The 12,603-nt window shown below is 62.2% G+C and carries 14 protein-coding genes; 9 read left to right on the top strand and 5 right to left on the bottom strand.

Annotated elements, in window-relative coordinates; genetic code table 11:
• The 3 genes from ACIQ36_RS12680 to ACIQ36_RS12670 form a co-directional block, all read right to left on the bottom strand.
• Window positions 1–969 (bottom strand): amidase family protein (locus tag ACIQ36_RS12680; RefSeq protein ID WP_395829777.1); only part of this gene is annotated, 969 nt, incomplete at its 3' end.
• Window positions 970–1,137: 168 nt separating this feature from the next.
• Complete coding sequence (locus ACIQ36_RS12675) at window positions 1,138–2,466, bottom strand: ATP-binding protein (RefSeq protein ID WP_395829775.1); 1,329 nt, start codon at window positions 2,464–2,466, stop codon at window positions 1,138–1,140.
• Window positions 2,463–3,122 carry a response regulator gene (locus ACIQ36_RS12670; RefSeq protein ID WP_395829773.1) on the bottom strand — a complete coding sequence of 220 codons (660 nt, stop codon included), beginning with the start codon at window positions 3,120–3,122 and terminating at the stop codon, window positions 2,463–2,465. Before ACIQ36_RS12670 ends, ACIQ36_RS12675 begins: the two co-directional genes overlap by 4 nt.
• 130 nt (window positions 3,123–3,252) lie before the next feature.
• Here ACIQ36_RS12670 and ACIQ36_RS12665 point away from each other — a divergent pair, with 130 nt between their 5' ends.
• The 4 genes from ACIQ36_RS12665 to ACIQ36_RS12650 all read left to right on the top strand — a co-directional run bounded on the left by ACIQ36_RS12665 (window position 3,253) and on the right by ACIQ36_RS12650 (window position 5,234).
• Window positions 3,253–3,522 (top strand): PepSY domain-containing protein, encoded by a 270-nt coding sequence (locus ACIQ36_RS12665; protein WP_395829771.1) that lies wholly within the window; start codon window positions 3,253–3,255, stop codon window positions 3,520–3,522.
• 80 nt (window positions 3,523–3,602) lie between these two features.
• Window positions 3,603–4,121: a peptide deformylase gene (locus ACIQ36_RS12660; protein ID WP_395829769.1), complete on the top strand. Its 519-nt coding sequence runs from the start codon at window positions 3,603–3,605 to the stop codon at window positions 4,119–4,121.
• Window positions 4,105–4,509: an ASCH domain-containing protein gene (locus tag ACIQ36_RS12655; RefSeq protein ID WP_395829767.1), complete on the top strand. Its 405-nt coding sequence runs from the start codon at window positions 4,105–4,107 to the stop codon at window positions 4,507–4,509. Before ACIQ36_RS12660 ends, ACIQ36_RS12655 begins: the two co-directional genes overlap by 17 nt.
• 20 nt (window positions 4,510–4,529) lie before the next feature.
• Complete coding sequence (locus ACIQ36_RS12650) at window positions 4,530–5,234, top strand: glutathione S-transferase family protein (protein ID WP_395829766.1); 705 nt, start codon at window positions 4,530–4,532, stop codon at window positions 5,232–5,234.
• Here the strand turns inward: ACIQ36_RS12650 and ACIQ36_RS12645 are convergent.
• A complete protein-coding gene (locus ACIQ36_RS12645; RefSeq protein WP_395829764.1) occupies window positions 5,203–6,489 on the bottom strand; it encodes an L-fuconate dehydratase in 1,287 nt (428 codons plus the stop codon). The two genes, ACIQ36_RS12650 and ACIQ36_RS12645, sit on opposite strands and share 32 nt — an antisense overlap.
• Window positions 6,490–6,583: 94 nt before the next feature.
• Here ACIQ36_RS12645 and ACIQ36_RS12640 point away from each other — a divergent pair, with 94 nt between their 5' ends.
• From ACIQ36_RS12640 to ACIQ36_RS12630, 3 genes are all read left to right on the top strand, one after another.
• Complete coding sequence (locus tag ACIQ36_RS12640; protein WP_395829762.1) at window positions 6,584–7,378, top strand: IclR family transcriptional regulator; 795 nt, start codon at window positions 6,584–6,586, stop codon at window positions 7,376–7,378.
• Window positions 7,379–7,488: 110 nt separating this feature from the next.
• The gene (locus tag ACIQ36_RS12635) at window positions 7,489–8,232 is read left to right on the top strand and encodes an SDR family oxidoreductase (protein ID WP_395829760.1); all 744 of its coding nucleotides are present in this window, start codon (window positions 7,489–7,491) and stop codon (window positions 8,230–8,232) included.
• A gap of 18 nt (window positions 8,233–8,250) precedes the next feature.
• The gene (locus tag ACIQ36_RS12630) at window positions 8,251–9,093 is read left to right on the top strand and encodes a fumarylacetoacetate hydrolase family protein (protein ID WP_395829758.1); all 843 of its coding nucleotides are present in this window, start codon (window positions 8,251–8,253) and stop codon (window positions 9,091–9,093) included.
• Here the strand turns inward: ACIQ36_RS12630 and ACIQ36_RS12625 are convergent.
• On the bottom strand, window positions 9,083–9,775 hold the full coding sequence (locus ACIQ36_RS12625) for a FadR/GntR family transcriptional regulator (protein WP_395829756.1): 693 nt from the start codon (window positions 9,773–9,775) through the stop codon (window positions 9,083–9,085). The genes ACIQ36_RS12630 and ACIQ36_RS12625 overlap by 11 nt on opposite strands.
• 273 nt (window positions 9,776–10,048) lie before the next feature.
• Between ACIQ36_RS12625 and ACIQ36_RS12620 the strand changes: the two genes are divergently transcribed.
• Both ACIQ36_RS12620 and ACIQ36_RS12615 read left to right on the top strand, forming a co-directional pair.
• A complete protein-coding gene (locus ACIQ36_RS12620; RefSeq protein WP_395829754.1) occupies window positions 10,049–11,635 on the top strand; it encodes a sugar ABC transporter ATP-binding protein in 1,587 nt (528 codons plus the stop codon).
• A partial coding sequence (locus ACIQ36_RS12615; protein ID WP_395829752.1) for an ABC transporter permease occupies window positions 11,632–12,603 on the top strand: 972 nt, incomplete at its 3' end. The genes ACIQ36_RS12620 and ACIQ36_RS12615, both read left to right, overlap by 4 nt.

The following is a 12,603-nucleotide window of genomic DNA, read 5'->3' as shown; positions in this document are numbered from 1 at the left end:
CGTAACCGGATGGATTACCTCAGGCGTGGTTTCGATCAACTGGCGCAGGGCGGCATAGCGTTCGGCCACCCAAGGGCCTTCATAGAGCAGCCGGGCGACGGCGTAGAAGGGCTCAAGATCGACCTCGACCAGCGTCACGCCGAGGGCGGAGAGGGACGCGCAGTCGGCGCTAAAGGCGGCTTCCGCTGCCGCATCGCCCAAAAACTCCCGGCTGCTGGGGGCTGGAATCCCAACGCGCAAGCCCGGCAGAATCGCGCTCGGCGTGCCGAGCGTGATTGGACGCGCATAGGCGTCAGCAGCATCATAGCCCGCCAGAATGCTATAGACCGTCCAAGCGTCATCGGCGGTCAGCGCGAAGACCGAAATCGTATCGAGCGTCCGGCAGGCGGGCACCATGCCGCGCGCCGACACCGCCCCCAGGCTCGGTTTCAGCCCGACGATGCCGTTCAACGCCGCCGGGACCCGGCCCGAGCCTGCGGTATCCGTCCCCAAGGCAAAAGGCACAATCCCCGCGCCGACCGACGTCGCGGACCCCGACGAGGAGCCCCCCGGCACCAGATCGGCCCGCAGGCTGTTGCGCGGAATCCCATAGGGGGAGCGCACGCCGACAAGGCCGGTGGCAAATTGATCGAGATTGGTTTTACCAACCACAATCGCCCCCGCTGCCTCTAGTCGGGCGACGGCAAAGGCCGAAACCTCCGGCATATAGGCGAATTCGGGGCAGGCGGCACTCGTCGGCAGACCCGCAACGTCGATATTATCTTTTACGAAGAACGGCACGCCAAACAGCGGTAAATCCGTGCGGCCGCCAAGCGCGCGCGCCGCCGCAATAGCCTCTTCCTCTGGGCGCAGAGCGATCAAGAGGGCCGGATCGTCCCAAGCGCGTAGTTTTTCATAAGCTGCGCGAAGCCCCGCTTCCGCCGATCCCGTTGCTAGGGCCGCAGCCCGATAATCCGCCAGCGTTAGCATGCCGCGCGCTCCCCTAATCGATAACAGGATTATGTATGCAATGCTGGTGCCACAGCCTATTTTTTAATCAATATCGCGTTTTTGCGCCGAAATTCGGGCGCACGGCGGGGGCGGTGCGATAGCGCCGTTCATTTCGCGCGCACTGAGATGATCTTTTCGGCAAGGGCATCAGGCGGCGGGCACAACCAAAACTGCTTCCACCCCATCGGCCCAGCCGGTCGCCGGCGACAGAAGGTCGAGCCGCCCGCCGATCCCGGTCGCGATGGTTTCGGCGATGGCGAGCCCCAGGCCCGTCCCCGCCGCCACCGTGGCCCCGCGCGCAAAACGCGCTTTTAGCCCGGTCAAGGTTTCGGCGGTTAAAATCGGGCCGTGGTTGCGAACGCGAATAGCCCCCTCGCTCAAATGCACCTCTACCGGACTGCCGGGCGGGCTATGCTTCAGGGCGTTTTCGAGCAAATTGCGCAAGATTAACGCAAAAGCATCGGCATCAATGCGCCTGCGCAGCCTAAGCCCCGCCTCCGTATGCACCTGAACCCGGTCGGTTCCGCCTTCGTCCCGCGTCACCGCGTCCAGAATATGGGGAATGAGCGGCAGCAGGTCCTGCGCCTCTGGCGGCAGAAATAACCCCGCTTCGGCCCGCGCCAATTGGAGCAGTTTTTCCGCGAGATGGGCAAGGCGTTGAAGCGATTCCTCCACCTGTTCGGCCCGCGCCCGCAACGCCCCTGGCGGCGCTTCGGCTTTCAGCCTTTGGGTTTGCGCCAAGGCTCCGGCAATCGGCGTGCGCAACTCATGGGCGCTATTGGCGGTAAAAGACCGCTCGGCGGTCAGCGCGAGGTTCAATCGCTGCATGAGCCGATTAACCGCGCCAACGAGGGGCGAAACTTCCGATGGAAGCCGTAGCCCTTCAATCGGCGAGAGGTCGGCATCGTCGCGCCGCTCGATTTCCGCCCGCAGATGCCGCACGGGGGCCAGGGCGCGGCGGACGGTCCACCACACCGCGCCGAGGCTGGTTGGGATTAGTACGATCAGCGGCAGAACAAGCCCCAAGCTCGCCTCCCACGCCGCCTCGCGCCGGTGCGACAAGGGTTCGGCGATTTCGATGAAGAAGCTCCGACTAACGCCGGTTTCGCCATAAATGCGCAAATTCGGCGTATCGTGAAACCCCTCCACCGGTTGCGCGGGAAAATCCGCTGGGTCAGCATCATGGGAGTACAGTAGAACCTTGCCCTGGGCGTCGCGAACCACATAGGTCAGATATTCCTGATGGGGCCGTAGCGCCGAAATATGCTTTGCCGCGTCGGTCGGCGCGCTCTGGTAGAGGCTTTCGATGGCAAGCGGCAGGATGCGCTGCGCGGTTTCTTGCAAGGCACTGTCGAAAGATTCATCCAGCTCGTGCCGAACGATCAGCGCCGATACCAGCGTTGCGATGCACCAGAAAGCCAGGGTCATCAGCGTTAGCCCAAAACTGAGGCGGCGCTGGAGACTATAAGCGCTCATGCCGCCCCCAGCCGGTAGCCAAGCCCGCGCAGCGTTTCAATGATGCCGTGCCCGAGTTTTTTGCGCAGGCGGCTAACGTGGGCTTCCACCGCATTGCTCTCCACCTCATCGCCGAAAGCGTAGAGCGTTTCTTCCAACTGCGTTTTCGAAACGATAAGGCCGCGTCGGCGCAACAGCGCGTCCAGCAAAGCCCATTCGCGCGCCGTTAGGCTTATGGCGGCCTCGTCGCGAAACGCGGTGCGCGCGGCGGGATCGAGCCGAACGCTGCCGACGATCACCTGCGGATTGGGCACCCCGGCATAGCGCCGCGCTACGGCGGCGACCCGCGCGGAGAGTTCGGATAGATCAAAGGGTTTCACCAGATAATCATCCGCCCCGCCGTTCAGCCCGGCGATACGGTCAGAAATCTGGTCGCGCGCGGTCAGAATAATCACCGGAACCCGCCCGCCACGGCGGCGCAGCGCGGTGAGAAAATCGAGCCCGCGACCATCGGGCAGGGCGAGGTCCAGCAGCAGGCAGTCATAGTCTGCCACCGCGAGAAAATCACCGGCGTCGGCAAGGCGTAGCGCCCAATCCACGGCGTGCCCTTCTGCCAGCATCTGATCCCGCACGGCCCCGCCAATAAGGTGATCGTCTTCGACTAATAGAATGCGCATGCAACCCCTCCCGCGAAGGAGTGTGCCCGAAAAGCCTGACGGGACGCTGACGATTCTTTGCCGTGTCAGGATGCGGTCAGCTTCGTGGGTAAGACTGGCGTCCGTGAAACCCATTTCAGCGAGCGCGGCCATGAAACCCTTTCTTCCGCTGGTAAGCTTGGCGCTCTGCCTCGCCTCCAGCCTTGCTTTGGCCAGTGGGGCGCATTGCGCCGCGCCCGTCGCCGACTGGCAACCCCGCGAGAGTCTCCAGCATAAGTTGGAGCGTGACGGCTACACCGTTCACCGCATCAAGGTTGATGATGGCTGCTACGCGGTCAAAGCCACCAACCGGGCCGGGCAGCGCCTTGATATCAAATATGACCCCAAGAGTTTTGCCCCCGTTGAAATCGAACGCGACTGAAAACACGGCTCTGGGCTGGACTTCGCTGGAAAGCTATGATTGATGCTGCCGCAGATGCCCACGTTTCTGGAAACAAACCCATGGCCTTACGGGATATTCTCGTCTTCCCCGACCCCCGCTTGCGCCAAAAAGCCGCGCCGGTAACGGACTTCGATGCTGGCTTACGCGCGCTGGCCGACGATCTGCTCGAAACCCTGCGCGCCGCCCAGGGCCTCGGCATTACCGCGCCCCATATTGGCGTGTTGGCCCGCGTGACGGTAATCGAGCTTTCCCCGGAAGACGGTCCCCGCACCTATGTGAACCCGGAAGTAATCTGGTCGTCGCCCGAAACGGCAAAAGACCAAGAGGGCAGCCTTTCCATGGCGGGCGTGTTGGACACGCTGGAGCGCCCGGCCAAAATCCGCCTGCGCTATCAAACGCTCGACGGGGAAACCCACGAAGAGGAGGCCGAGGGGCTGCTGTCGGTCTGTCTTCAACACGAGATCGACCAACTCGACGGAATCTTCTGGATTTACCGCCTCTCCGCCCTCAAGCGCGACCGGCTGGTGAAGCGCTACGAAAAGCTGAAGCGGTTGGGCCGACATGAACCTGCCGCCTGAGTATCAAAATGCCGTCCGCTTCCAGTTCGGCGATTCGCCTGAACTGGCCGATGAACTGCTGGAACTGGTGCTGAGCGGCGCTAAAACCGCCACCTGCGGCGCTTTGCGCGACTATGGCGAAGCCGAGCCGATGCCCCAAGTCGGGCGGCGCGACGTGGTGTTGGATGGCGCGGGCCGCCCCGCCTGCGTGATCGAAACCACCGAGGTGACGATTAGACGTTTTTGCGACGTGGATACTGCCTTCGCCCTCGCCGAGGGCGAAGGCCCCTATGCGGCATGGCGCAGCGGGCATATCGCCTACTTCGAGCGCAACGGCGGCTTTGATCCGGAGATGCCCTTGGTTTGCGAGCGCTTTCGGCTGGTCTTGGTTTTAGACCGCGCCACTTAGCTGCATACGGGGAGGATTATTTGAACACGGACATCACACTCTATCACTGCCTCAGCGCCCGCTCCTTCCGGCCCTTGTGGATGCTGGAAGAATTGGGCCTGCCCTATCGGCTGAAGATACTCCCCTTTCCGCCGCGCGTGTTTGATCGATCCTATCTGGACGTCAACCCGCTCGGCACAATCCCGCTGTTCGAAGAAGGCGGCACGCGGATGAGCGAATCCGCCGCCATCTGCCAATATCTCGCCGACCGGCACGGGCCGACGCCGCTACGGGTGGCGGTGGAGGAGCCGGACTATGGGGCCTACCTCAATTATCTGCATTTCGGCGAAGCCACCCTCACCTTCCCGCAAACCCTGGTGCTGCGCTATAGCCGCTTCGAGCCCGAAGAGCGGCGCTTGCCGCAGGTGGCCGAGGCTTACGGAAAATGGTTTCTGGGGCGGTTGCGCACGCTCGATCCGCTCCTAGAAGCGCAGGAATATCTGTGTGCGGAGCGCTTTACCGCCGCCGATATTTCAGTGGGCTATGCGCTGATGCTGGCGGGCCATACCGGGCTCGACGCCGATTTTTCCCCCGCCGTCGCCGCCTATTGGCAGCGGCTGAGCGCCCGCCCGGCGTTTGAACGGGCGCTGCGCGTGCAGGCCGAGGCCGCCGAGGCGCAAGGGGTCTCGACCACCCCCGCGCCCGATCTGATCGTTAGTTCCCCACAAACAGGTGCGCCGCGATAGAGGGGGCTTTCATTTCGATGGAAAAGCCTGGCGCGCGCGGGGCCAGATAGCGGCCCTGGCGCACCTCACACGGCGTCACAAAATGCTCGTGCAGATGATCGACGAACTCGGCGACCCGCCCGTCCCAGGACCCGGAAATACAGAGGTAATCGATCATCGAGAGGTGCTGGACGTATTCGCACAGGCCGACGCCGCCCGCGTGGGGGCAGACGGGTTTGCCGAATTTCGCCGCCATCAGCATGATCGCCAGATTCTCATTGAGCCCGCCGACGCGCGCCGCGTCGATCTGCACCACGTCGATGGCGTCAGCCTGAAGGAACTGTTTGAACATAATCCGGTTCTGGCACATTTCGCCTGTGGCCACCTTGATCGGGGCGACCCCGACGCGAATAGCCTGATGCCCTAGAATATCGTCGGGCGAGGTCGGCTCTTCGATGAACCAGGGATTGAATTCTGCTAGCTTCCGTACCCAATCGATGGCCTGATCGACCTCCCAAATCTGGTTCGCGTCGATCATCAGTACCCGGTCCGGGCCGATTTCCTCGCGCACCACGCGGCAGCGGCGGATATCGTCGGCCAGATCGCGCCCGACCTTTAGTTTGAAATGGCTCCAGCCTTCCGCCACGCCCTCGCGGCACAGGCGGCGGACCTTCTCGTCGTCATAGCCGAGCCACCCGGCGGAGGTCGTGTAACTGGGATAGCCTTCTGCCAGCAGTTTTGCCCGGCGCGCGGGTTCGCCCTGCTTGGCTTTGGTGAGAATTTCCAAGGCTTCCTCACGCGTCAGCGCATTGGTGAGGTAGCGGAAATCGATGAGTTTGACGATTTCCTCGGGGCTCATATCGGCCACCAACTGCCACACGGGTTTGCTTGCGTGCTTGGCCCACAGATCCCAAACGGCATTGACTACCGCGCCCGTGGCAAGATGCATCACGCCCTTATCCGGCCCCACCCAGCGCAAATGCGAATCGCCGGTTACATGCCGCCAGAAGGCCCCCATATCGGCGATAATCTCCGCAAGGCTGAGCCCAACGAGGCGCGGCATCAGCAGATCGATGGCCGCCCGGCACAGGTCGTTCCCGCGTCCAATGGTGAAGGTCAGCCCGTGCCCCTCAAGCCCGCCGGAGGTTTCCAGCACCACATAGGCGGCAGAGTAATCGGGATCGGCATTCATTGCGTCCGATCCATCCTTTTGCGAGGAGGTCGGAAAACGAATATCGTAGCTGCGGTGGCCGGTGATGCGAATCTCGTGCGGCATGGTGCCTCCCAAGGGGCTTTTGTCGGTGTGTTTTTTCTGTAAAATGGATAATCATATATGAAACGTTCCGTCAAGCGACTGCGAGGAAAAACCTGTGAGTGACGCCGACCGCAACCTACCCCTGCCCGACGACAAGGAGCGCCGCTATTCCGCCCCCGCGCTGGAAAAGGGGCTCGATATTCTGGAGTTCCTATCGGAATCGCGCGAGCCGCAATCCTTGCAGCAGATCGGCGACGGCGTCGGGCGCACCAAAGGCGAAATTTTCCGCATGGTCTCGGTCCTGGCCGAGCGCGGCTATATCGAGCGGACCGAGGCGGACGACCGGTTTATCGTCACGGACCGGCTGTTTCGCTTGGGTATGAACCGGCCCAGCAACCGCTCGCTCCTCGAAATTGCGCTGCCCTTCATGAACGCTTTTGCCGATAGCACCGGCTATGCCTGCCATCTGGCGGTGCCCTCGGGCACGCAGATCGCCGTGATCGCGCGGGTGGAAAGCACCAGCCACATCGGCTTTACCGTGCGCATCGGCTACCGGCAGCCGCTCGTGCTCACTGGGTCCGGACACTGCCTGCTGAGCTTCATGAGCGCGCGGCGGCGGCACCGGGTCTATGAGGAATTGCGCCGGGAAGACCCGTGGATCGATCTGGACGCGCTAACGCAAACCCTGGACGGGTTCCGCGCTGCGGGCGCGGTGAAACGCCCAAGCGGTACCGCCGAAGGCGTGATCGATCTTTCCTGCCCGATCGTCGATAGCCACGAGGGCGGCGCGGTGGCGGCCCTCACCTGCCCCTACCTGCGCACGCGCCAAACGCCGAAAGAGCCGGAGGAAATTTTAGCGGCGCTTGCCGAAGCCGCGCGGCGCATTTCGGAAACGCTCTCACTCGACTGAAATCATGATTTACAGATGCAATGATGCTGTGTATCTAAAACAGAACGATTTCGCATCGACCCTCGAAACGGCCGGTCAAGGCCCGCTCCCAGGAGGAAGGAACTGCCCGCATGGCCGGAAGACTGAACGGTAAAACTGCGATTGTGACCGCTGCCGCCCAAGGCATGGGTAAGGCCGCCGCCCTGGCCTTCGCCGCCGAGGGCGCGCAGGTGATCGCCACCGATATCAACGAGGGGCTGCTGGCCGAGATGCACGGCCTGCCCGGCATTACCCCGCGCCGCCTGGATGTGTGCGATCCGGCCGCGATTATCGCCTTCGCGGGCGAGGTTGCCCCACCGTCGATCCTATTCAACTGCGCGGGTTATGTTCACGCGGGCACGATTCTGGACTGCGACGAAGCCGCCTTCGAATTCTCGGTCGCGCTCAACGTCCGCTCGATGTACCGGATGATCCGGGCGTTCCTGCCGGGTATGCTGGCGGCAGGCGGCGGGTCGATCATCAATATGGCCTCGGTCGCCTCCTCGGTGATCGCAGCGCCAAACCGCTTCATCTATGGCACGACCAAAGCCGCCGTGGTCGGACTGACCAAATCGGTCGCCGCCGACTATGTAACGCGCGGCATTCGCGTGAACGCCATTTGCCCCGGCACGGTCGATAGCCCCTCGCTGCACGACCGCATGCGCGCGCTCGGCGATTATGAAACCGCGCGCGCCGCTTTCATTGCCCGGCAACCGATGGGACGCCTGGGCACCGCCGAGGAAATTGCCGCGCTCGCCGTCTATCTTGCGTCGGACGAAGCTGGTTTCATGACCGGGCAGGCCATTACGGTCGATGGCGGCTGGTCAAATACTTAAAACCCTTGGGGACTTACAATGAAACTCCTTCGCCACGGCCCATCGGGGGCCGAAAAGCCTGGAATTTTGGATAAAGACGGTCGCATCCGCGATCTGTCGGCCCATGTGGGCGATATCGGCGGGCGTTGGCTGGCCCCGGAAGGGCTTGCGACGATTGCCGCCTTGCCGCTCGACAGCCTGCCGCTGGTCGATGCCAGCACGCGCCTCGGCCCCTGTGTGACCGGAACGGGCAAGTTCATCTGCATTGGCTTGAACTACTCCGACCATGCCGCCGAAACCGGCGCGTCGGTGCCGACCGAGCCGGTGATTTTCATGAAGGCCACCTCCGCCATTCAAGGGCCAAACGACCCGGTGGAAATTCCGCGCGGCTCGGAAAAAACCGATTGGGAAGTGGAACTGGGCGTCATCATCGGCAAAACGGCGAAATACGTGAGTGAGGCCGACGCGCTGGACCATGTGGCGGGCTATTGCGTTATCAACGATCTGTCGGAACGCGCCTTCCAGATCGAACGCCAGGGCCAATGGACCAAGGGCAAGAGCTGCGACACGTTCGGCCCGCTCGGCCCTTGGCTGGTGACGAAGGACGAGGTGCCGGACCCGCAAAACCTCGATATGTGGTTGGAGGTTAACGGCCACCGCTATCAGAACGGCTCGACGCGCACGATGGTCTATGGCGTCGCCTTCGTCGTGTCCTACCTATCGCAGTTCATGAGCTTGCAGCCGGGTGACGTAATTTCGACCGGCACGCCGCCGGGGGTTGGCCTTGGCCAGAAGCCGCCGGTTTACCTGAAAGTCGGCGACCGGATGGAACTCGGGATTCAGGGATTAGGCCAACAGGCGCAGGTGTGCGTTAGCTCGTAATCCAGCGTTCCGTCGAGGCCTTCAGGTGCTGGCGCATCGCGGTTTGGGCTGCCAGCGGGTCCGCCGCTTCCATCGCCTGAAGGATCGCCTCATGTTCGTCGACTGCCGCCTGCCAGGTTTGGGCGCTGTCGAACCGTTCGCGCAGTTGGGAGGAAATGGGGCTATGGCGCTCGTCAAACAATTCCCCCACCAGCCGCAGCAGAACGGAATTGCCGCTAAGGGTGGCGAGCGTCAGGTGAAACTGGCGGTCGTGCTCCACCGGCGAGCGGCCCTGCTCCATCTCGGCCTTCATGCGCTGAAGCGTTTCGCGCAACCGCAGCAGCCCTTCCGGCGTGATTCGGGCGCAGGCGAGCACGACGACCGCGCCTTCAATGGCGGCGCGCGCCTGCATGAGTTCGGACGGGCTTTCGCCGAGGGCGGCCGTATTCGCGGCCAAACGTTCGGCGGGAGCGCAGACATAGACGCCGGACCCCATGCGGATTTCGACGCTGCCATCGATTTCGAGCGCGATCAGGGCTTCGCGCAACGAGGGGCGCGACACGCCGAGTTGCTGCGCAAGATCCCGCTCCGGCGGCAGCCGCGTGCCGGGCGGAAACGCCTGACGGGCGATCAACGCGCGGATTTCATCGGCAACCTGTTGGTACAGGCGGCGCGTTTCGATGGGTTTGACCAGACTGGGCATACGTCGGCTCTTTCGTAAATTGGCCTTACCGTACAGGCCGATTCCTGGCCCGACAAGGGTTAAGCCCGCGTGCGGTGCAGCAAAAAACACTTTGAAACCCGTAACTTACACAATGGTCAAGCCAATCACTTTAAATTGGTAAATTGGCTTGACCAGAATAGTCGAGCATCCTATCGTTTGGCCAAGGCCGCAGCGAGCAAGATTGCAAGGGCCAAAACCCGCCGAAGAGTGGGAGTTTGCGCGAGGCACAGCCCGTGCACTTAGGGAGGTATCATGCAGCCGTCTTCATCCGACGGGCGGGCATCCGCGCGCCGTCCTAATCCATCGACCGGGCTTCTGGGAACGGAAGTGTTGCGGCTCGACCAGGTGACAAAACAATTCCCTGGCGTGCGCGCACTCGATCAAGTTTGTTTCGATCTGAAGCGTGGCGAAGTGCATGCGGTTTGCGGCGAGAATGGCGCGGGTAAATCGACGCTAATGAAAATCGTCAGCGGCCAGTATCAGCCCGATGGCGGCAGCATCACCTATAAAGGCGAAACCCGCCGCTTTGCCAATTCGCTCGACGCTGAACGCGCGGGCATTGCGATTATTCATCAGGAATTGAACCTGATTCCGCACCTGTCGGTCGCTGAAAATATCTTTCTGGCACGGGAGCCGAAGCGCGGCTGGTTCATCGATCGCGCCGCCCTGCGCCGCAACGCGCAAACCTGCCTCACCCGGCTCGGCGTCGATATTCAGCCCGATGCTTTGGTGAAGACCCTCTCCGTCGCCCAGTGTCAGATGGTGGAAATCGCTAAAGCCCTCTCGCTGAATGCCGAAATTCTGATTATGGACGAGCCGACCTCGTCGCTCACCGAATCGGAAACGGCGCTGCTGTTCCAGGTGATCCACGATTTGAAGCGCGACGGCGTCGGCATTGTCTATATCTCCCATCGGCTTGATGAGATGGCGGCCATTGTGGACCGGGTGACGGTGTTGCGCGATGGGCGCTATGTCTCCACCCAGGAGTTTGCCGCCACCAGTGTCGATGAGATCGTCGCGCGCATGGTTGGCCGCTCACTGGATGAGAAATTCCCCGAACGCACCTCGACCCCGACCGAGGAAACCTTGCTTAGCGTGCGCAACCTCAGCCGCGCGGGGGTATTCCAGAACGTCAGTTTTGAGCTGAAACGCGGCGAAATCCTCGGCTTTTCCGGCCTCATGGGCGCGGGGCGTACCGAAGTTGCCCGCGCGATTTTTGGGGCCGATCCGCTCGATTCGGGCAGTATTCACCTCGGTGGAACTCAACTTTCGATCAAAAGCCCGCGCGATGCCATCGAACACGGCATCGCCTATTTGTCAGAAGACCGCAAAAGCCACGGGCTCGCGGTGAAAATGTCGGTGGTGCAGAATCTCACCCTTGCCAATATGGCGGCGGTTTCCGGGCGGTTCGGCTTTATCGACTTCAAAGCCGAAGCCGAGGCCGCGCAAACCTATATCGACATGCTCTCGATCCGAACCCCTTCCGCCCATCAAGTGGCGAAGCTGCTGTCGGGCGGTAATCAGCAGAAAATCGTTATTGGTAAATGGTTGTTTAGGCAGTCGCGGATTCTGTTTTTTGACGAGCCGACGCGCGGCATCGATGTCGGCGCGAAATTCGCCATTTATCAGTTACTCGACCGGCTGGCCGCCCAAGGCATCGGCGTTGTGCTGATTAGCTCGGAATTGCCGGAAATCCTGGGCCTGACCGACCGGGTCGCCGTGTTCCACGCGGGCCGCCTTCAGACCGTGCTGACGACGCGCGACACCAATCAGGAAGAAATCATGCATTACGCCTCGGGCTATAATCGCCCGTCGGCGCTCGGAGCTGCAGCCCAATGACCGACCTTAGCACTCAAAAGGCCCCCGCCGATCAGCGCAACGCGCAAGAGCTTGCCGACCATAAGGCCCGCATGATGAACGATAAGAAGAAAGACCTGATCCAGAAGTTCGCGGCGCTCGCCAGCCTACTGCTGCTGATCGTGATTTTCTCGGCGACGAGCGATGCTTTCCTCAGCGTCAGCAATGGCATGACTATCGGTCTGCAAGTGACCTCCATCGCCTACCTCGGCATTGCCGCCACCTGCGTTATCATTACCGGCGGGATCGATCTTTCGGTCGGCTCGGTGCTGGCCCTGGCGGGGGTTGTCGCGGCCCTCGCGGTGAAGGCGGGTGCGCCCGTGCCGGTTGGGATGTTTGCGGGTATTCTGGTCGGGGCTTTCTGCGGTTTCCTCAATGGCGTCTGCGTGACCCGGCTGAAACTGCCGCCCTTCATCGCCACGCTCGGAATGATGCTCGTCGCGCGCGGCGTGGCCCTCCAGATCACCGGCGCGCGCGCGGTTTCCGGTCTTGGCGAGGCCTTCGGCGAGCTTGGCAATGGCGCGCTGTTCCGCGTCGTCACTATCGGCAGCGATGGGTTTCCGGAGGTGGTTTTTCCGGGCATCCCCTATCCGGTCATCATTATGGTCGTGCTGGCGATTGCCGTGTCGATCATGTTGAGCCGCACCACCCTGGGTCGCCATATCTATGCTGTTGGCTCTAATAGCGAAGCCGCGCGTCTTTCCGGCGTGAATGTGAACCGCGTGACGCTGTTTACCTATGTCCTGTCGGGCACCTGCGCCGGGCTCACGGGCTGTGTGCTGATGTCCCGTCTCGTTACCGCCCAGCCGAATGAGGGGGTGATGTACGAGTTGGATGCAATTGCCAGTGCGGTGATCGGCGGAACTTCGCTGATTGGCGGCGTCGGCACCATCTCCGGCACGGTCATCGGGGCCTTCGTTATCGGCATTCTGCGCAATGGCCTGAACATG

The organism is Elstera sp. (assembly GCF_044372965.1).
Lineage (GTDB): Bacteria > Pseudomonadota > Alphaproteobacteria > Elsterales > Elsteraceae > Elstera.
The sequence above is the reverse complement of the archived record's forward strand: the minus strand, read 5'-3'. Positions and strand labels throughout refer to the sequence as shown.